This is a genomic window from Agrobacterium sp. a22-2, from assembly GCF_012276985.1.
In the GTDB taxonomy this organism is placed as follows: Bacteria; Pseudomonadota; Alphaproteobacteria; order Rhizobiales; family Rhizobiaceae; genus Allorhizobium.
The window spans coordinates 18401-37962 of the sequence record NZ_JAAXMM010000021.1; the positions used below are offsets into that span (position 1 = coordinate 18401).

Here is a 19562-nt window from a genome sequence, read left to right on the forward strand (position 1 = left end):
CCGATCGTCAACTCCACCCCGTGCAGATCTAGCACATGTTTAGGAAGCTATCTCCATGAACCAGGCAGATTACATCATCATCGGTTCCGGTTCGGCCGGCTCGGCACTGGCTTACCGGCTGTCGGAGGATGGCAAACATTCGGTGATCGTGCTGGAATATGGCGGCACGGATTTCGGGCCGTTCATCCAGATGCCGGCGGCACTGGCCTGGCCGATGAGCATGAAGCGCTACAATTGGGGTTACCTATCGGAGCCGGAGCCGCAGCTCAACAATCGCCGCATTACCGCGCCGCGCGGCAAGGTGCTGGGCGGTTCCTCGTCGATCAATGGCCTGGTCTATGTGCGGGGACACACCGAGGACTTCAACAACTGGGAAGAGCTTGGTGCGCGCGGCTGGGCCTATGCGGATGTCCTGCCCTATTTCAAGCGCATGGAGCATAGCCATGGCGGCGAGGCCGGCTGGCGCGGCACGGACGGGCCGCTGCATGTGCAGCGCGGGCCGGTCAACAATCCGCTGTTCCATGCCTTCATCAAGGCCGGCAAGCAGGCCGGGTTCGAGGCGACCGAGGACTATAACGGCTCCAAGCAGGAAGGCTTCGGCCTGATGGAGCAGACCATCCATCAGGGCCGGCGCTGGTCGGCGGCGAATGCCTATCTGCGGCCGGCGCTGAAGCGCGACAATTGCCGGGTCATCCATTGTTTCGCCCGCAAGGTGGTGATCGAGAACGGCCGGGCCGTCGGCGTCGAGATCGAGCGGGGCGGCCGGATTGAGGTGGTGAAGGCCCATCGCGAGGTGATCGTCTCGGCCTCGTCGTTCAACTCGCCGAAACTGCTGATGCTGTCCGGCATCGGCCCGGCGGATCACCTGAAAGAGATGGGCATCGAGGTCAAGGTCGACCGGCCGGGGGTCGGCGCCAATCTGCAGGATCATATGGAATTCTACTTCCAGCAGGTCTCGACCAAGCCGGTCAGCCTCTATTCCTGGCTGCCGTGGTTCTGGCAGGGGGTGGCGGGCGCGCAATGGCTGCTGTCGAAGGGCGGGCTTGGCGCCTCCAACCAGTTCGAGGCCTGCGCCTTCCTGCGCTCGAGCGCCGGCGTCAAGCGGCCGGACATCCAGTATCATTTCCTGCCCGTGGCGATTTCCTACGACGGCAAGGCGGCCGCCAAGAGCCACGGCTTCCAGGCCCATGTCGGCTACAACCTGTCGAAATCGCGCGGCAGCGTGACACTGCGCTCTTCCGATCCGATGGCCGATCCGGTGATCCGCTTCAACTATATGAGCCATCCGGAGGATTGGGAGAAGTTTCGGCACTGCGTGCGGCTGACCCGCGAGATCTTTGGCCAGCAGGCTTTTGACGAATTCCGCGGACCGGAAATCCAGCCGGGCGAAGCGCTGCAGAGCGACGAGCAGATCGACGGCTTCCTGCGCGAGCATCTGGAAAGTGCCTATCACCCCTGCGGCACCTGCCGGATGGGCGACAGGAACGATCCGCTGGCGGTGGTGGACCCCGAAACGCGGGTGATCGGCGTCGAGGGCCTGCGGGTGGCCGACAGCTCGATCTTCCCGCGTGTCACCTACGGCAATCTCAACGGCCCGTCGATCATGACCGGTGAGAAGGCCGCCGACCATATTCTCGGCAAACAGCCCCTGCCCCGCAGCAATCAGGAACCATGGATGAACCCGCGCTGGGAGACGAGCGATCGGTGAGGCTCAGTGGTAGTCGTCTTCGCGCTGGTGGCGGATCGCGAGGATGGTGACCGTCTCGGCATCCTCGACTTCATAGAGAACAACGTAACCCCAAGTTCCGAACGGAATCAGCAACTCGCGGGTCATGATCGTGTCGTCGTCGACCGCAACCCTTCGTCCGATGAGCGGAAAACCCTCCAACACCGAAAGCGCCTTGGAAATGGCATCGTAGGCCCTGTCCGCTAGGCGCGGGTCCGTTTCGGTTAAATGGTCGTAATACCGCTCGATGTCGATGAAGAATGCTTCGGCGAACTGAAGTTTGCGGCTCATCCGGCTTTCGCGGCTTTCGCCTTCGCCTTTTCAAGCTTTTCTCGCATCATGCCGAGGACATCTTCCTTTGTGTAATAGATGCCCGTGGTCTTGGCATGCTCCCGCGCTGCCAGCCCCCTGGCGATGAATTCGGCCTGGGTCTTGCGGTAGTGGATCTGCGCCTTCACCGAACTTTCGACAAAGGCCGAAAGGGTCTCGCCTTCGTTCAGCACGCTTTCTGCAGCGGCGCGCAGTTCGGGGTCGACACGAAGCGAGGGAAGGGTTGCGGATTTCATCGAAAGCCTCCTGCGTTGCAATTGCGATGCAGTATGCCCTTCAACCGGGCGAGGATCAAGAAGGGTGGGAACAGAGGTGGCTATGGGCGTGCCATTGACGGCAAAAGGGCAGGCATGCCTGCCCTTACTGTTTTGGGTTCGTGTGTCTTACTTAGACGAACAGGAAGTCGTTGGCGCGCAGCTCGGAGAGCTCAATGCCGGCCAGGAGGATGGTGCTGTTGCCATAATCGATCAGGACACCCTGGGCGGTGTCGGCTGCATTGGCCGCGACGTCGGAGAAACTGTCGAGTATCGCCTTGCTCAACCGCAGCACATCGGTCGCGGCGCTTCCGGCGTCGAAATCATAGACGGTATCGGCGCCGCCGTTTCCAACGAAAATGAAAGTGTCGTTGCCGCCGCCGCCGATCAGGACATCGTTGCCGGCCCCACCGTAGAGCTTGTCATTGCCCAAACCGCCGTTCAGCAGGTCGACGCCCTCGCCACCATTCAGCGAATCGTTGCCGTTGCCGCCATACAGCTTGTCATTGCCGGCATCACCATTGAGCACGTCGACGCCGAGTCCGCCGTTCAATACATCATTGCCGGCGTCGCCACCGATCGTGTCGTTACCGGATTTTCCGAGCAGCGTGTCGTTACCGCCATTGCCGTCGATCACATCATTTTGGCCGTAGCCGGAAAAGACATCGCTGCCGGTACTGCCGACGAATTTGATGCTTTCGGTCTTGATCGCGTTCACCAGGCTGCTGGTCGTGCCATCGGTGAGGTCGCCGCGGATGGTGTTGGCGGTGGCGCTATCTTCGATCCTGAGACCGGCAATCTGCACATCCGGTGTGTAGGAGAAGACATGATTGGTCGAATTCAAAGTGACGTTGCTGCCGAAAGAGACTGCATTCAGAGATCCGGCCACCTGGTGGGTGGACATGTCATAGGCCCAATCGGTCTGGCTGGCACCGAACACGACGCCATATTTGTTGGCGTCCGTGGTCGCACATTGTTTGCCCGACATGCCATCGGCACCGCTGAAAGCGCCATAGCCCGAGGCCGTGTAAGAGGACGCAAACGTGCTGAGATAATTGCTGAAATTGATGCCCCTGCCGTCCTTGTTGGCGTCATTGGCGCGGATGGTGATAGCCATTCGGAAGTCTCCCTGATAAACTTGAGTATTCACCACCAGTTATTTAAGGTGACTTATGGAGTCAAGTTTAAATTTTCCGATTTCTGGAAATCGAGCGCGGGCCATTGCGCACGTTTTTGCATGCCGAGGCCGGATGGACCGGCACGCGGCAACGGCCGGAGACCCGACACGGCCTTGGCCCGAACATTTGGAATATCGGGTGGATTTCTTGTCGCACCGCCTGAGATGAGAGATATTTGCTCTTGCAACCCGCGCAAGGGAAAGGCGATTTCTGTCCGTCGATCGACAAAGCTGAAATAATCCGTCCATAGTCAGCAGGAAAGTCAGATGACCGCTCAAAATCCCGCCCAGGACGCCGAAACGCTCGATGCCACGCTTGCCGGCCTCGATCTGACGGCCCGTCTGCGTCTCGTCGCCGAGCTTGGCGGCCGCGCCGTCTTCACCACCAGCCTCGGGATCGAGGACCAGGTGATCACCGCAGCCATTGGCCTCGCCTGTCTGCCGATCGAGGTGGCGACGCTTGAGACCGGCCGGCTGTTTCCGCAGACCGTGGCGCTGATGGCCGAGACCGAAGACCGCTTCGGCATGCAGATCAAGCGCTACGTGCCGGACCAGGCCGATATCGATGCCTATGCCAGCCAGTATGGCCTCAATGGTTTCTACGACAGCGTCGAAGCCCGGCACGCCTGCTGTCATGTGCGCAAGCTGAAGCCTTTGGCGCGGGCGCTGGAAGGCGCTGCCGTCTGGGTCACAGGCTTGCGCCGCGGCCAGTCGGGCAATCGCGCCGCCACGCCGTTTGCCGAATATGACGCGGAGCGCAACCTGCTGAAAATCAATCCGCTGGCCGACTGGTCGCTGGAGGATATCAACGCCTATGTGGAAGCGCAGGCCGTGCCGATCAACCCGCTGCATGCGCGCGGCTATCCCTCGATCGGCTGCGAGCCCTGCACGCGGGCGATCAAGCCGGGCGAACCGGAACGGGCCGGCCGATGGTGGTGGGAAAACGACGAAAAGCGCGAATGCGGACTGCATGTGCCGGAGGCTGCCGCCACGTCACTGACCTCCAGTTCGCTCTGAACAGCATCGAACGACAGGCAAACGCCCCGTCCGCACCGGCCTCTCCCGCCGACGGCGAGCGGGGCGAAGCCGCAAGAAAAAGGGCCTGAAGGCCGCCAGGATAACGATATGCACCATTCCGAGTTCGACACCCATTCCAAAGACCAGCCTCCCAAGGCGCCGCTCGATCCGCATCTGAAAGCGCTGGAAAACGAAGCGATCCACATTTTCCGTGAAGTGGCCGGCGAGTTCGAAAAGCCTGTCATGCTCTATTCGGTCGGCAAGGATTCATCCGTGCTGCTGCACTTGGCGCGCAAGGCCTTCTATCCCGGCCGCGTGCCCTTCCCGCTGCTGCATGTCGACACGGGCTGGAAGTTCAAGGAAATGATCGCCTTCCGCGACGAAATGGTCGACCGCTACGATCTCGATCTGGTGGCCCATACCAATCCGCGCGGCGCGGCCGAAAAGATCAGCCCGTTCAGCCACGGTTCGTCGCTCTATACCGACATCATGAAGACCGAAGCGCTGCGCCAGGCGCTCGACGCCGGCAAATACGACGCGGCCTTCGGCGGCGCGCGTCGCGACGAGGAGGCGAGCCGCGCCAAGGAGCGCATCTATTCGTTCCGCACGCCCGACCATCGCTGGGACCCGCGCAACCAGCGCCCGGAACTGTGGAACGTCTATAACGGCATGATCCGCAAGGGCGAGAGCGTGCGCGCCTTCCCGCTGTCCAACTGGACCGAGGTCGACATCTGGCGCTATATCCAGGCCGAGCAGATCCCGCTGGTGCCTCTCTATTTCGCCGCCAAGCGCCCCTTCGTCGAGCGCGACGGCATGATGATTCTCGCCGAAGATCCGCGGCTGGAACTGCTGCCCGGCGAAGTGCGCCAGGAGGGCATGATCCGTTTCCGCACGCTCGGCTGCTTCCCGCTGACCGGAGCCATCCGCTCCACGGCGACGACGCTTGATGAAGTGATCGCCGAACTTGAAATCGCCACCGTCTCCGAACGCCAGGGCCGCGCCATCGACAAGGACCAGGCCGGATCGATGGAAAAGAAAAAACGCGAAGGATATTTCTGAGATGACGCCCAATAGCGCCACCGCCCTTGCCGACACCCTGCCCCAGGCTGAACCGGTCTTTGTCGGCCGCGATGTCCGACCCTTGCGCCTCATCACCTGCGGCAGCGTCGACGACGGCAAATCCACGCTGATCGGCCGACTGCTGTGGGACACCAAGGCGGTCAAGGAAGACCAGGCCGCGACGCTGCACCGCGACAGCGGCAAGCAGAACGATCTCGGCCTGCCCGATTTCGCCCTGCTGCTCGACGGGCTCCAGGCCGAACGCGAACAGGGCATCACCATCGATGTCGCCTATCGTTATTTCGCCACCGACAAGCGTTCGTTCATCGTCGCCGACACGCCGGGCCATGAGCAATATACCCGCAACATGGCAACCGGCGCCTCGACCGCCGATCTCGCCGTGCTTTTGGTCGATGCGCGCACCGGCATTCTGGAGCAGACCCGCCGCCATGCCACCATTGCCTCGCTGATGGGCATCAAGCAGTTCGTGCTGGCGATCAACAAGATCGACCTGACGAACTACGACCGCGCCGGTTTCGAGGCGATCTCCGCCGAGTTCAAGGCGCTCGCCCTGACGCTCGGCGTGCGCCAGATCACCACCATCCCCATGTCGGCGCTGAAGGGCGAGAACGTCGTCTATTCCGGCAAATCAGTGATGCCCTGGTATGATGGCCAGACGCTGGTCGAAACCCTGGAACTGGCCACCCTGCGCTCGGCCCAGACCACCGGCTTCCGCCTGCCCGTGCAGCGCGTCTGCCGTCCGGGCGAAAGCTTCCGCGGTTATCAGGGCACGGTGGCCGGCGGCGCGGTGAAGCCGGGCGACAGCGTCGCCATCCTCCCTTCCGGCGCCATTGCCAATGTCAAGCAGATCGTCACCTTCGACCTGGTGCGCAATGCCGCCGTTGCCGGCGATGCCGTGACGCTGGTGCTCGACCGGCAGGTCGACGTGTCGCGCGGCGACATGATCGTCTCGCTCGACAGCCAGCCGCAGATCGGCCTGTCCTTCGACGCGCAGATGGTGGCCCTGCAGCCAGACGGCATTCTGCCGGGCAAACGCTACTGGCTGAAATCCGGCTCGCGCCGCCAGCGCGTGCAGGTGCAGCCGATCTCGCAGCTCGACCTGAAGACCGGTACCTGGAGCCAGGCCGAGACCCTGCCGATGAACGGCATCGGCAAGGTGCATCTGGATTTCGACGAAAAGGCCGTGTTCGATGCTTATGAGCTGAACCGCGCCACCGGCGCCTTCATCCTGATCGACCCCGACACCAACAACACGGTGGCCGGCGGCATGATCACCGCCAAGCGTTCAGATCTCGGCGGGCTGCATGCCCATGACGCCCGGGTCATCGTCTCGCTGCCGGCCGATCTCGCCGACCAGGTGATGGCAACCGAACTGCTGGCCAGCCGCCGCGACGAGGTGGAAACCCGCCGCGTCACCGCCGGCGCCGCCCGCGCCCTGTTCGACGGGCTGGACGGCTGAACACCGAAGGCGGCTGTCGGCACTCCGGACAGCCGCCTTTTCCTTGACCAAGGGCAGAACCCGTCATCTCAGCTGAAACCCGCAATTGATCGGTGACAAATTGCCATTCATCGCATTTTGCGCAATAGCCAACCGAGGGACAACCGAAGCTGATATCTGGGCATCTACAATTCCCGAACACGATGTGCGTGCAGAAACGCCATTTATATATTGGAACGATACTTCCATACGATAGAAATGCTCGCCACTCTCAAGCGTCACCCGCTCGTCTTCAAACACATTATCCATCGTCTGATAAATGATTTCCTCCTCATCTATCTCAAGTGCGAAGTGGCTTAGCGAGGGATTTATAAAATCCCAGTTGATCAGTCCGCTGACAATCGGCGTATTGTTGGAGCCGATCACGAGGCGAACATTTTTCGGCCCATCATCAGAATCATGCCGACCTCGACAATCAATGGTGACGTTGTTGCCATCGCCACCGACAATATTAACGTTGCATGGCGAGCCGTTTTCGATGGCAGTCTGCTGACCTGCTACTGGCCATGACATCAGCATCAAAACCAACACGATCAGGCATGGCTTCATTTCTTGACCACCGTATTGCCCGATCCATTTACAATGTTGACGTTATCAGGCGACTGGTTGTTGATGGTGACATCGCCCGAGCTTCCTACGGCGATTATCTTGGAGAAATCCGCATAGACCTTCTGGTTGCAGTCACGGACACTTTTAAGTTCGGCGCCTATTTCACTTCGCAAGACGCCAACATACTCTTCGCTACTGAAGTCAGCAGCTCCTTCAATGCCAAGATCGGCGAGCTTCTTCAAAAGGCCGTTTATCGTTGCCTTTGCTTCGCCTTTTATCTCAACTTTTTGGGCCGATCCTCCCTGAGGAAACGATCCGCAGATCAAGGGAAGTATTTTTTGCACACTTTCGAGGGCCTCGGCTTTTGCGCCGCCCTGTGCGTTCACGCCCTCACTGCCGGACGCTACAAATGCCAGAATTAAAATGATAAATCTGTTCTGAGACATAGCACCGCCTCGTGGACTTTAACTCAAGAATACTACCATGGACGCAAGATATATTCAATCTTTGATTGAGTGGCCCATGAAAAATTGCGGCCTTTGCATGCGGTCCCGAGAAGCTTAGTCGATTACGCCTGCCAACCTTTCCGCGTCGATTGCCGTTCGATCAGCGTGTAGCCAAGATCGACGGTGCCGCGGGTGCGGTTGTCGGTATCGGCGCGCACGATCATGTCGACGGCGCGAAAGCCGATCTCGTAGCGCGGCAGCCGAACGGTGGTGAGCGTCGGCTGGGAGACGCTGGTGAAGTCCAGGTCGTTGAAGCCGCAGATGCCGAAATCGTCCGGCACGCGTAAGCCCCGGCGCTGGCATTCGAACAGCACGCCGAGCGCGATATCGTCATTGTGGCAGAAGGCGGCATCGGTACCGGGCGCCTGGCGCAGCAGCCGGTCCAGCAGGGTACAGCCGGCGCCGACACTGGTATGCATGTCGGAGGATTGCACCAGGGCCGGATCGAAGAGGCCTGCCTCCTCCAGCACGGAGCGATAGCCTTCAAGACGGTGGCGGCCGCGGATGTCCATATGGCCGCCGAGCAGGCCGATGCGCCGGTAGCCGGCCGCCAGCAGATGGCGGGTCGCGGCAATCGCTGCGGCGCGGTGATCGATGCCGATCGCCATGTCGACCGGCGGCACGGTGACGTCCATGATCTGCACAACCGGGCACGGCGCCTTTTTCAACAGTTCGATGACCGGCTCGTGCACCTCCACCCCGGCAATGATGATGCCGGCGGGGTTCTGTCCGAAGAACAGTTTCAGCTGCTTGATTTCTTCATCGGGATCGAAATGGGTATTGGCATACTGGATGCGCAGGTCGGTGGAGCGAACCCGGTCCTCGATGCCGCGCATGACGCTGAGAAACACATAGCTGGCCAGAACGGGCGACAGCACGCCGATGATGCCGCTATTGCGGCTGGCCAGCGCGCGGGCCGCAAAATCCGGCACATAGCCCATTTCCTCGATGATCCGCAGAATGGTCTCGCGCAGTTTCGGCGAGACCTTTTCCGGATTGCGAAGCGCCCGTGATACCGTGATTGAGCTGACGCCTGCGACCCTTGCGACATCAATGAGAGTGATACGTTCCTGCCGATGCCGACGCCGCTTAACTGCCAAATATCACCTGCCCCGATGGTGCCTGCCTGGTCTCGTGACCGGCAGAAGACGCCGCCGCATCCCCTGCCTGCCATCCGGTTATCAAACAATGTCAAGTCTTGGCGACGGAAGCCGGTCTGCTCCGAGCATCGAGACTTGGCATTGTTTCAAACAACCCACAATTGCGAGCCTAGCGCAGCTTCAAGATCGCTGCAACCTTCGGAAAGCCACTCTCCCTGAAAATATTGTGCGCTGCAGCAACGACCTGGCGAACGCCGGTCAGCGCTCGCGGAAAGCCTTGTTGAAATAGTCGGCCAGCGGTTTGACGAGATAGGCGAGCGGCGAGCGCTCCGTCGTCTGGATGAAGGCCTCGACCGGCATGCCCGGCACGATATGGGCGTTGCCGAGCTTGGTGATTTCGCCGGCATCCGGCAGGATACGCACCTTGTAGAAGCTGGCGCCGGAGCGTTCGTCGTTGAAAACGTCGGCCGACACCTCGATCACCGTGCCCTTGATATCCGGCGTCTGATGGCGGTCGAAGGCGACGAACAGCAGCTCCGCCTTCTGCCCGACATGCACCTGGTCGATCGAGGACGGAGGGATATTGGTGGTGACGACCAGGCCGACATCCTGCGGGATGATGTAGAGGATCGGTTCGGCGGCGCGCACCACGGCGCGCAGCGCATGCACCTGCAGGCCGAACACCACGCCGCCGACCGGCGCGCGCAATTCCATGCGGCTCAAGGTCTCGATCGCCGCGATGCGGCGCTGGCGCAGCTCGGCGACCTGCGCCTCGATGGTGCGCAGCTGGGTGATCGCCTCCTCGCGCATGGCGCTTGAGACGTTGAGGATGGCGATCTCGATCTCGGCAATGCGGGCGCGGTTTTCGGCGACGCTGGCGCGGGCGCCTGACGTATCGCCATCGATCTCGGCGCCTTCGCGTTCCAGCGCCATGACCTGACTGGTCTGGGTCAGCGCTTCCTTCAGAAGCTTGTTCTGGCCGACCAGTTCGGAATCGATGAAGCTCTTCTGCCTTTCGAGCGCGGTGACGCGGTCGACCAGGCCGTCGATCTGCTCGGTGATCTGCTTGCGCCGCTCGACCAGCTGGCCGATCTGCTTGTCGCGGGTGTCGCGTCTGGCTTTGAGCAGCCGCGTCTGGCCGGCGACCATTTCCGCCACTTCGGCATCGGTCTTGGCGCGCTCCAGCATTTCCGGATCGAACTCGATGTCGGGCGTGTCGTCCTGCTCGGCCTTCAGCCGGGCCTGGGTGCCGAGCAGCGAATAGAGCTGTCCCTCGATGATGGCCAGTTCCGAACGATCGATCTTCTCATCGAAGCGCATCAGCACCTGGCCTGCGGTCACGACATCGCCGTCCTGGACCAGGATTTCGCCGACCACGCCGCCGATCTGGTGCTGCACGACCTGGCGATTGGTCTCGACCTCGACGATGCCGCTGCCGATCACCGCGCCGTGGATCGTCGTGAAGGCGACCCAGGCGCCGATGCCGAGCACCAGGAAGGCAAGCGTCAGGAAGCCGGCCATGATCTGGCTGCGGCCGTGCCAGCGGATAGCGCCGGCCGTGGGCATTTTCTCGACCAGGCTCATCGCTGCGGCCCCTGTATGACGGTGGTATTGGTGCCGCCGGGCAGGCCGACGACCTGGGCGGCGTTGCGCAGATGGGCGCGCAGCACCTCATCGCGCGGGCCGAAGGCAACCCGCGTGCCGCCGTCGAGAATGAGGATCAGGTCGCATTCCTCGATCGCCGCCGGACGATGGGCCATGATGACCGCCGAGCGGCCATCGGCCTTCATGGCGCGGATGGCCAGGTTGAGGGCATTGGAGCCTTCGGCGTCGAGATTGGAATTGGGCTCGTCGAGGATGACGATCGCCGGATTGCCGTAGAGCGCGCGGGCGAGACCGATGCGCTGCTTCTGGCCGCCCGACAGTTTCTGGCCGACGGCCGGCAGCCGCGTGTCGTAGCCGTTCGGCAGCTTCAGGATCATCTCGTGGGCGGCCGCCTTCTTGGCAGCTTCGACCACGCGCTGCGGATCGGGATTGCTGTCGAGCCGGGCGATGTTTTCGGCGATGGTGCCTTCGAACAGCACGACGTCCTGCGGCAGATAGCCGATATGATCGGCCAGGTCGTCCGGGCCGTATTGTTCGAGCGAGGCGCCGTCGAGGCGGATCTTGCCGGCGGCGGGATGCCAGACGCCGGTCAGCAGGCGGGCGAGCGTCGACTTGCCGGAACCGCTCGGGCCGATGACGCCGAGCGCCTGGCCCGGCGGCAGGTCGAAGCTGACCATGCGCAGCGTGGCGACGTTCTCGCCGGGCGGGACCGCCGTCACCTGCTGCACGTTGAGGATGGCCCGCGGTTTCGGGAGGGCCGTGCGCACGTCGTCCTCGGGCACCTGCGTCAGCAGATGCGCCAGGCCGCGCCAGCCCTCGAAAGCGCGTTGTACCATCGACCACTGGCCGATGGCGCCTTCGATCGGCGCCAGGCCGCGGCCGATCAGGATGGATCCGGCGATCATCGCGCCGGCATTGATCTCGCCCTTCAGCACCAGCCAGGCGCCGAGCGCCAGGATGGCCGATTGCAGGAAGATGCGGAAGGTCTTGGATGCGGTGGCATAGAAGCCGTTGGCATCCGAATATTCCATATTGGCCTCGAGCGCCACGGACCGGGCCTTCTGCCAGCGGTCGGCGGCGCTGCGGCGCATGCCGAGTGCGCGCACGGTGTCGCTGTCGCGTGCAAGTGCTGCGGTGATGTCCTCGCTCTGGCGGGTCGCCTCCAGCGCCTTGATCTGGTGGCGCTTGGTGCCGTTCTGGTTGAGCCAGGTCAAGACGATCAGGATGGCGCCGCCGGCCACCGCCAGCCAGCCCATCCAGGGATGGAAGACGAAGATGACGAAGACGAAGACCGGCGTCCAGGGAATGTCGAAGACGGCGAAGATGGCCGGCGAAGCCAGCACCTTCTGCACGGAATCGAGATCGCGCATGCCCGACGCGCCGGAAATGCCGCGCGAGGCAAGCGTCGTGCGGTCGAGCAGGGCACGGAAGACGCGGATGTCGAAATCGGCCTGGAAGCGCGCGCCAATGCGCGCCGCGATGCGGGCCCGCAGGTGGTCGAGCACGCCCATGATGGCATAGAGCATGACCACCAGCAGGAAGAGCACGACCAGCGTCGGCTCCGAGCGGGCGGCCAGCACCCGGTCGTAGACCTGCAGCATGAACAGGGGGCCGGTCAGCACCAGAAGATTGACGAAGAAACTGAAGACGCCGATGGCAAAAAAACCGAAGCGGCTGCGCGCCAGCGCCCGCCGCAACTCTTCAAGGCCGGCTTTCGAACCCGTGTTGATCAACTCGTTCCATCTCCCGCCGGCTGGGCAAGGCCGCCCCCGCGTTTGTCATGTCGCCACGGTCATCGCCCCCGAATTCCGCATTCCGCCTCATACCGAAAATTACATCAATAGGAAAGTGGCGATAACGTGGATGTCCGTGCACAATATTGGGCGTAATATTTGCCAAGACTTTCGACAGCCGCTTCTACAAGCACAAACGATATGGATCTTCCCCCTGCAAACAGAGGGCAAGACCAGGTTTTTTGCGCCCCGCCACAGCCAAAGGCCGCCGACAGGTCAGCCAAGATACAGGTCAGGCCCCATGTTCATGGCATAGCCGCCCATGCTGTCCTCGTCGATAACAGTATGACCGGCGACACCGTCGCCGGGTGGGTTCACCAAGTCTTCGAGACAGGACAAAAGCCATGACATATGTCGGAATTCTTACTCAGACCGGAACGGCACTCGCCCTTGCCCTTTCCACCTTCGTCGGCGGCACCTTCCTGCCCGCCACGCCGGCTGAGGCCGTCGTCTACTGCAAGACCGTCGGCGTGCCGAAGGGCTGCGTCGCCCGGCCGACCCGCGTGGTGGCCTATTGCACGCGGCCCGGCTATCCGGTCGGCTGCGTGGCACGACCGGCAGCGGCCGTCGCCGTGCCCGGCGTCGGCGCCCCGGGCGTCGGAGTGCGGGGCGTGCCCGGCAACCGCGGCGGCCCGGTCAACCGGGTCGGCGTCCGCTAGGTCGGACCGGTCATCGGCAAGCGAACCGCGACAGGCGCTATTGCAGGCCCTCTGCCGCCCGGCATGTGACGATGCCGGGCAGGCCCGTGCGCGGTGCCCTCAACACCTCTTCCCATCAACACCCATAACGGCGCGGCAGTCTCTCGCCGCTGCCGTTCGGCGCCCGGCACACGCCGCAGGGTCCCCTGTCTCCCCTGCGGCAAGGCCCCACCCGTGCCGGGCGCCACATTTTTTGGCCATCAATGGAGGCTTCCTCCCGTCAGGGACGGATCGCCGAAACCGGCGGCGGGCTGGCAAAGGCCTGGGCTTCGGGCATCGGCGGAAAGCGTCTTGGCAGATCGAGCGCCACCGACGTGCCGTCCGGGCCGCTGTCGATCGTCAACCGCGCCTGGCAGAGGTCGGCGCGCCTCTGCATATTGGCAAGGCCGTGCCCCGTCTCATTGCCGTGCTCCTTGGGAAGGAAGCCGCGGCCATCGTCGCGGATGACGATGTGCACCGTGCTGTCGGATCTGCCATCACCGACCGGGCCATCGCCAGCGGAGGCGTCCGGCGCGGTGCGCAGGATCACCGAGATTCGGCCGGCGCCGGAATGCTTGACGGCATTGGTGATCGCCTCGTCCATCAGCCGGACGATCTGGATGACGTGCCAGGGCCGCAGGTCCTCGAAGGGCGGCAAGCCGCCCGTCGTCCTGACCTGCCAGTCGAGTTCGATGTGATGGGCGCGCAGCTGGATCGCCGTGCGCTCGCGCCAGGAGCCGAGCGCCAGCAGCAGGTCGCCGCCGACATCCTCCATGGCATCGATCACCAGCCTGAGATCCTTCAGCGCGGCACGGGCCGCCTCGCCGATCGGATTGTCGTCGCTGCTGCCCCTTTCGCTGCTCCCCCGCTCGCTCAGGGCCACGATGCGCACCAGCTGGCCGCCCAGCCCGTCATGCAGGTCGCGCATCAGCCGGCCGCGCTCCAGCGCCAGGGCCTGGTTGCGTGCCTGCAGCTCCTCGCGGGCAAAACTGCGGCGCAGCTTGTCCTCGGTTTCCGTGATCTTGACCACCATCTGTGCGGCAAAGCTGTCGATCTTGTTGAGCGCCTGCACGAAGCGCAGCGACAGCAGGGTGCCGATGGCAATCAGCATGGCGGGATAGAACAGCCGCCCGACGAAATAGCGGTGATCGACGAAGTAGCCGGCGAGGATCGCCACATCATGGGCCCAGCCGGTCGAAACCGCCGCCACGACAATGGCCAGCAGGAAGCTGGCGCCGCGCGCCTTGACGATGGCCGACCAGCCGAACAGGCCGGCCAGGAGCAGCAGATAGAGCCCGACGCCCGGCGGCCCGAACAGCATATAGGCCGCCAGGATCATCGAGGGGTTGCCGTAAAACCCGATCAACAGCACCAGAACCGACGGCAAGAACACCAGCCCATGCCACCAGCGCAGGCGAATGTCGAGAAAGGCCAGCGCAAACAGCACGGCCAGCCCCATTTCCAGCGCCAGCGCCGCGCCGGCCAGCGCCAGGTGCAGGGGCGTCTCCAGGGTCAGCAGGGTGACGCGGCCGACGCCGAACAGCATGGCGAATGCCAGCAGGCCGTAGGCGATTTCGTGCGGCCGGCTGCACCAGATGGTCAGCAGCAGCGCGCCGACGATCACCTGCCAGGACAACAGCACGACCGGCAGCAGGCCGAACAGCGTCAGGCGCCGGTCATAGGCCGGGCGCAAGGCCTCTTCCGGGCCGATATAGATGCTCTCCAGATATTCGGCGACAGGCGCCGTGGCCATCACGGCGACGGTCAGCTCGTTGGCGCCATCGCGCAGCAGCGGTTTTGGAATGACGCCGAGCAGCGGAATGTTGCGGTCCGGCTTGCCGGCGCCCGGCCCATTGCGGCTGTCGGCAATCTCGACGCCGTTGACCAGCACCGCCGCATCGATCATGAAGCGCGGCAGGAAGACCGCCCAGGGCGTGGCCGCGTCTTTGTCCGGGATCTCGAAGGCCAGGCGATAGAACGTGTCGCCCGGCTCGCGGGCGGTTTCCAGACGGAGGTTCGGCAGGGTGGTGCTGCGCCATTCGCCGGGCTGGAGTTCGGCCATGACGGCCGTGAAACGATAGTGCTGCGGCGGCTCGGGCAAGGGCATGCTGAGCAGGCCAAGGCCGGCGGCGACCGCCAGTGCGCACGACAGCGCGAAGACCATGCCGCGCAGCAGATAGGCATCCGGTCTGCCGAAAGGCGCCATCAAGGACGCGATCATACCTTGATCAGCCCCTGCTGCAGAGCCTCAAACACCGCCTCGCCGCGGGTGTTGACCTCCAGCTTGCGATAGATGTTCTTGATGTGGCCGGGCACGGTCTGTCGCGAAATGCCGAGATGATCGGCAATGTCGGCATAACTGAAGCCCTTGGCAATGCCCCAGAGGATATCGATCTCGCGCGGCGTCAGCCGGGCGGCATTGAGATTGGAGAGCGGCGCGCTTTGCGGCGCTGCCTGGGTGCGCTTGACGATGAACCGGGCGATCGAGGCGGAGATTGGCGAATGGCCGCGCACCAGATCCCGCACCGTCTCGACGATATCGGCCGGGAAGGCATCCTTCAGCAGATAGCCGTTGGCGCCGACCATGATGGCCGACAGCACGCTTTCCTCGTCGCCCAGGATCGAAATGACCATGATCTCGGTCTCGGGCTGCTTGCGCCTGACCTCGCGGATCAGGTCGATGCCGGTGCCATCCGGCAGGCGGATATCGGTCAGCAGCACGCGGTTGGGATTGTCGTTGAGGAGGCTCCGCGCCTCGGCAAGGGTGGCCGCTTCCGAGACGACGAACTCGGGGGCCTGCCGAAGGGCATCGCAGACCCGCCAGCGGATCGGCGCATCGTCCTCGACGACCAGAATGGTTATTTTCGTCTCAGCCTCGCGATCCTGATGTGCCTGGGTCATCGGCCTCCCCTTCCCTTAAACGTCCGCGCCGGACCGGCATCACCCCTGATCAGGATGGCATTTTTTGCCGAAAGCGCAATCAGCAGCATGAGGCCGATCGGGGCGTGAAGATCGGGTGGCGGCATGGCGGCAAACAGCGCCAAGGCCGCGCCGCTCATGGCGAGCGGCGCGACCGGAAACAGCGCGGCAAGGATGCAGGGTTGAGGCATGGCCGGCTTGGTTCCTCTCGGATCGACGGTTTCTATTGCAGCGCCGCGACCTCGCCGGGCGCGATGCGGCCGTCCTGGTTCTTGTCGACGCGGGCAAAGGCCCTGCCATACATGTTGTTGGCGGCGACCTTCTTGGCCTGGCCGCGGCCGGCCTTGGCGGCGATGTTGATGAAGGTGACGAATTCGGCGCTGTCGAGCGCGCCATCGCCATTGGCATCGGACGCGGCGAAGGCGTCCTGGGCGGAGGCGGTGGTTGCCAGAGCGAGCGCTGCGGCGAACGGAATGGCCAGAAGCCGGATCTTGAACGAATGCATGCTGAAATCTCCTTTTGGGGTCACGGCAGAAACACCGCCGCGCCGGACGGGGTCGAGGCGTTTCATGCTGTCAAGGAGTGTGCCGGGAAGACCGGTGTTGCACCATGCCATGTTCATGGTGGTTCCGCCACCGGGGCACCGAGGTAGCCGCTATTCGCCGGGTGCTGCGACGGCAGATGGCGGCACGGCGCGGTACCTCAACACGGCGATAGCCGCGAACAGCGCCAGGCCGCCGGCCCCCAGCACGATGCCGATCGTCAGCGCCACCTCGGTGCCAAAGCGTTGCAGGGCAAAGGCGAAGGCGAAGGGGGCGAGTGCCGAGGAAAACTGCCGGGCCGCGGTGACCCAGCCGAGGCGCGCGCCATAGCCGGCACGGCCGAACAGTTCCAGCGGCAACGTGCCGCCGACGATGCTGGTGAGGCCCGAACCGAGGCCGAACAGCACGGCAAAGACCATGACGCCGGGCAGCCAGGGGCTGGTGGCGGTCAAGAGCAGCAGGGCCAGCGGCAGCAGGCCGGCGGCAATGACGGCGAGCACGGTCTGCGACAGCCGTCCGCCGAACAGCATGTTGATCAGGCGGCTTGCCACTTGCGACGGGCCGAACAAAGCGGAGACGAGGAGCCCGGCGGAGCCGAGGCCAAGGGCGGTGAGCAGCGGCACCATATGCACGAGGATCGACGCGAGAACGAGGCCTTCGGCGGCAAAGGCAGCGAGCATCAGGGCGAACAGCAGATTGCCGGATGGCAGACGGCTGGCGGGCTTGGCAACAACCGTCGGGACATCTGCGGGATCGCTCAAGGCAACCTTTGCCACGGGCTGCGGATCGTCCTGGCGCGGCAGGCGGCCGACCCAGACATGGATCGGCAGGCAGACCAGAATGTTGAGCGCGGCAAACAGCATGTAGACCATGCGCCAGGAGAGGTGCTCGTGCAGGCCTGATGTCAGCGGCCAGAACAGCGTCGAGGCGAAACCGGCGATCAGCGTCAGGTGGGTGATGCTGCGCTGGGCGCTGCGGCCGCCGGCCTGGACGATCGCCGCAAAGGCCGTGCCGTAGAGCACGAAGGCCGAGGCGATTTCCATGGCGGCCAGCGACAGGCCGAGCGAAAACGCATTGGGCGCCAGCGCGGCGGCGAGGAGGGCGAGGCCGGCGGCCAGCGAGCCCGGCGCCATCAGTCGCGCTGCTCCGAAGCGATCCGCCCAGCGGCCGGCCTTGGGCGCCATCATGCCGCCGGCCAGCAGGCAGACGGAGAGAATGGCAAACAGCCAGTCGAGCGGCAGCGACACGTCGCGGGCCATCTCAGGCGCCAGGATGCTGAAGGAATAATAGAGTGAGCCATAGCCGATGATCTGCGTGACGCCGAGCGCCCAGATCAGCCGGGCCGGCGCGGCGGTCTCGCTCATTCGGCAGGCTCCGGCGCAAGGTGCTGCGTCGCGGCAGGCGTGCCACAACCGCAGCCGGTCGCCCCTTCGGCCTTGGCCGTCGCATCGGCGGCGCAGCAGGCATCGGCGCCTGCGGGTGGCGGACCGCCACAACAGCTGGACTTGCCGGAGCCGTCATCGCCATCGATCTCGGCCGAACTGCAGACGCCGGTTTCCGGCAGCACGAGATGCACCTGCCGGGCCGCCACCGGATCGCCGGCCAGATCGGCCACCACCGAGCGGACTTGCTCGTAGCCGGTCGCCATCAGAAAGGTCGGGGCGCGGCCGTAGGATTTCGAGCCGACGATATAGAAGCCGGCCTCGGGATGGGCGAGTTCGTCGACGCCATGGGGCGGCACCGAGCCGCAGGAGTGCAGATTCGGATCGATCATCGGCGCCAGGCGGCGCGGCGCCTCCACCGACGGGTCGAGATCGAGCCGCAATTCGCCGGCGATCGACAGATCGGGCCGAAAGCCGGTGGCGACGATGATGCGATCGACCGCGAGGATGCGGTCCTGTCCCGCGACGCTGGCGTTGAGCAGCAGGCCCTCGCCCTGGGTTTCGATACGCTGCAGATCGAAGGGCACCAGCAGGTCGAGCCGACCGTCGGCAATCGCCCGGCCGGCGGCAAGGCCGAGCGCGCCGCGGGCCGGCAGCTGATCGTTGAGACCGCCGCCCAGAAGCCGCTGCAGCCGATTGCTGCGCAGGCCCCAGGAGACGCGGGTGGCGGGAGCCTCGCCCTGCAGGTCGAGCAAGGCGAGCACGGCATTGATGGCCGAATGGCCGCTGCCGATCACCAGCACATGCCTGTCCTGATAGGCGGCACGGACCTCGCCCAGCACATCGGGAATGCCATAGGCGACGCGGGTGGCGGCTGCCTTTTCGCCTTGGACCGGCAGGCCATCGATACCGGCCGGATTGGGCCGGTTCCAGGTGCCGGAGGCGTCCAGCACGGCGCTGGCCAGCAGTCGGCGATCCTCGCCCTGCCCATCGACATAGCGAATGACGAAGGGCGCTTCCTCCCGTCCGGCATTCGACATCTTGTCGAGACCCTGGCGGGTGACGGCGGAAACGCCCGCGTTGAACAGGATATGCGGCGCAAGGGCTGGATGGGATTCCAGCGGCGCCAGATAGCGCTCGACGATCTCGGCGCCGGTCGGCAGCGCTTCAGGGTCCGGCGCCTGCCAGCCGGAGGTCTCCAGCAGCCGGCCGGCGGTCGCATCGACGATATAACGCCAGGGCGAGAAGACCCGGACATGGCCCCAGGCGCGCAGGGAGGCCGCCACCGAAGGGCTTGCCTCGAGAATGACGGGCGTCAGTCCGCGCGACAGCAGATGGGCGCCGGCCGCAAGCCCCACGGGCCCCGCGCCGATGACCGCGACCGGCAAATGCCTCAGCTCCGTCATG

General features: G+C 64.0%; 20 protein-coding genes. 5 read left to right on the plus strand and 15 right to left on the minus strand.

The window, feature by feature from the left end:
- Positions 1–55 precede the first annotated feature (55 nt).
- Positions 56–1708 carry a choline dehydrogenase gene (gene betA, locus HFC70_RS24335; RefSeq protein WP_168475900.1) on the plus strand — a complete coding sequence of 551 codons (1653 nt, stop codon included), beginning with the start codon at positions 56–58 and terminating at the stop codon, positions 1706–1708.
- 3 nt (positions 1709–1711) lie between these two features.
- Here betA and HFC70_RS24340 read toward each other — a convergent pair whose 3' ends face one another.
- The 3 genes from HFC70_RS24340 to HFC70_RS24350 form a co-directional block, all read right to left on the minus strand.
- Complete coding sequence (locus HFC70_RS24340) at positions 1712–2017, minus strand: type II toxin-antitoxin system RelE/ParE family toxin (protein ID WP_168475901.1); 306 nt, start codon at positions 2015–2017, stop codon at positions 1712–1714.
- A complete protein-coding gene (locus tag HFC70_RS24345) occupies positions 2014–2292 on the minus strand; it encodes a YlcI/YnfO family protein (protein ID WP_168475902.1) in 279 nt (92 codons plus the stop codon). Before HFC70_RS24345 ends, HFC70_RS24340 begins: the two co-directional genes overlap by 4 nt.
- A 151-nt stretch (positions 2293–2443) precedes the next feature.
- Entirely contained in the window at positions 2444–3427 is a 984-nt protein-coding gene (locus HFC70_RS24350; protein WP_168475903.1) for a calcium-binding protein, read from the minus strand.
- Between the two features lie 327 nt (positions 3428–3754).
- On the opposite strand from HFC70_RS24350, the gene HFC70_RS24355 reads away from it, so the two are divergent.
- The 3 genes from HFC70_RS24355 to cysN all read left to right on the plus strand — a co-directional run bounded on the left by HFC70_RS24355 (position 3755) and on the right by cysN (position 7043).
- Entirely contained in the window at positions 3755–4504 is a 750-nt protein-coding gene (locus HFC70_RS24355; protein WP_168475904.1) for a phosphoadenylyl-sulfate reductase, read from the plus strand.
- Positions 4505–4612: 108 nt separating this feature from the next.
- Positions 4613–5563 carry a sulfate adenylyltransferase subunit CysD gene (gene cysD, locus HFC70_RS24360; RefSeq protein WP_168475905.1) on the plus strand — a complete coding sequence of 317 codons (951 nt, stop codon included), beginning with the start codon at positions 4613–4615 and terminating at the stop codon, positions 5561–5563.
- A gap of 1 nt (position 5564) precedes the next feature.
- Complete coding sequence (gene cysN, locus HFC70_RS24365) at positions 5565–7043, plus strand: sulfate adenylyltransferase subunit CysN (protein ID WP_168475906.1); 1479 nt, start codon at positions 5565–5567, stop codon at positions 7041–7043.
- A 63-nt stretch (positions 7044–7106) separates the two neighbouring features.
- Here the strand turns inward: cysN and HFC70_RS24370 are convergent, their stop codons facing one another.
- The 6 genes from HFC70_RS24370 to HFC70_RS27180 form a co-directional block, all read right to left on the minus strand.
- On the minus strand, positions 7107–7631 hold the full coding sequence (locus HFC70_RS24370) for a hypothetical protein (protein ID WP_168475907.1): 525 nt from the start codon (positions 7629–7631) through the stop codon (positions 7107–7109).
- Positions 7628–8077 (minus strand): hypothetical protein, encoded by a 450-nt coding sequence (locus tag HFC70_RS24375; RefSeq protein WP_168475908.1) that lies wholly within the window; start codon positions 8075–8077, stop codon positions 7628–7630. The genes HFC70_RS24370 and HFC70_RS24375 overlap by 4 nt, the downstream gene beginning before the upstream one ends.
- A 122-nt stretch (positions 8078–8199) precedes the next feature.
- On the minus strand, positions 8200–9237 hold the full coding sequence (locus HFC70_RS24380) for a LacI family DNA-binding transcriptional regulator (RefSeq protein WP_210259426.1): 1038 nt from the start codon (positions 9235–9237) through the stop codon (positions 8200–8202).
- A gap of 258 nt (positions 9238–9495) precedes the next feature.
- Positions 9496–10821 carry an HlyD family type I secretion periplasmic adaptor subunit gene (locus tag HFC70_RS24385; protein ID WP_168475909.1) on the minus strand — a complete coding sequence of 442 codons (1326 nt, stop codon included), beginning with the start codon at positions 10819–10821 and terminating at the stop codon, positions 9496–9498.
- The gene (locus HFC70_RS24390; RefSeq protein ID WP_168475910.1) at positions 10818–12575 is read right to left on the minus strand and encodes a type I secretion system permease/ATPase; all 1758 of its coding nucleotides are present in this window, start codon (positions 12573–12575) and stop codon (positions 10818–10820) included. The genes HFC70_RS24385 and HFC70_RS24390 overlap by 4 nt, the downstream gene beginning before the upstream one ends.
- 276 nt (positions 12576–12851) lie before the next feature.
- On the minus strand, positions 12852–12986 hold the full coding sequence (locus HFC70_RS27180) for a hypothetical protein (protein ID WP_256368942.1): 135 nt from the start codon (positions 12984–12986) through the stop codon (positions 12852–12854).
- Between HFC70_RS27180 and HFC70_RS24395 the strand changes: the two genes are divergently transcribed.
- Entirely contained in the window at positions 12980–13294 is a 315-nt protein-coding gene (locus HFC70_RS24395; protein WP_210259427.1) for a hypothetical protein, read from the plus strand. The two genes, HFC70_RS27180 and HFC70_RS24395, sit on opposite strands and share 7 nt — an antisense overlap.
- 259 nt (positions 13295–13553) lie before the next feature.
- Here HFC70_RS24395 and HFC70_RS24400 read toward each other — a convergent pair whose 3' ends face one another.
- The 6 genes from HFC70_RS24400 to HFC70_RS24425 all read right to left on the minus strand — a co-directional run bounded on the left by HFC70_RS24400 (position 13554) and on the right by HFC70_RS24425 (position 19561).
- The gene (locus HFC70_RS24400; protein WP_168475911.1) at positions 13554–15533 is read right to left on the minus strand and encodes a sensor histidine kinase; all 1980 of its coding nucleotides are present in this window, start codon (positions 15531–15533) and stop codon (positions 13554–13556) included.
- Positions 15530–16213 carry a response regulator transcription factor gene (locus HFC70_RS24405; RefSeq protein ID WP_168475912.1) on the minus strand — a complete coding sequence of 228 codons (684 nt, stop codon included), beginning with the start codon at positions 16211–16213 and terminating at the stop codon, positions 15530–15532. The genes HFC70_RS24400 and HFC70_RS24405 overlap by 4 nt, the downstream gene beginning before the upstream one ends.
- On the minus strand, positions 16210–16422 hold the full coding sequence (locus tag HFC70_RS24410; RefSeq protein WP_168475913.1) for an efflux RND transporter permease subunit: 213 nt from the start codon (positions 16420–16422) through the stop codon (positions 16210–16212). The genes HFC70_RS24405 and HFC70_RS24410 overlap by 4 nt, the downstream gene beginning before the upstream one ends.
- Before the next feature lie 32 nt (positions 16423–16454).
- A complete protein-coding gene (locus tag HFC70_RS24415; protein WP_168475914.1) occupies positions 16455–16736 on the minus strand; it encodes a hypothetical protein in 282 nt (93 codons plus the stop codon).
- A gap of 150 nt (positions 16737–16886) precedes the next feature.
- Positions 16887–18137 (minus strand): arsenite efflux MFS transporter ArsK, encoded by a 1251-nt coding sequence (gene arsK / locus HFC70_RS24420; protein ID WP_168475915.1) that lies wholly within the window; start codon positions 18135–18137, stop codon positions 16887–16889.
- Positions 18134–19561 carry a flavoprotein gene (locus tag HFC70_RS24425; protein WP_168475916.1) on the minus strand — a complete coding sequence of 476 codons (1428 nt, stop codon included), beginning with the start codon at positions 19559–19561 and terminating at the stop codon, positions 18134–18136. Before HFC70_RS24425 ends, arsK begins: the two co-directional genes overlap by 4 nt.
- Position 19562: the final 1 nt, after the last annotated feature.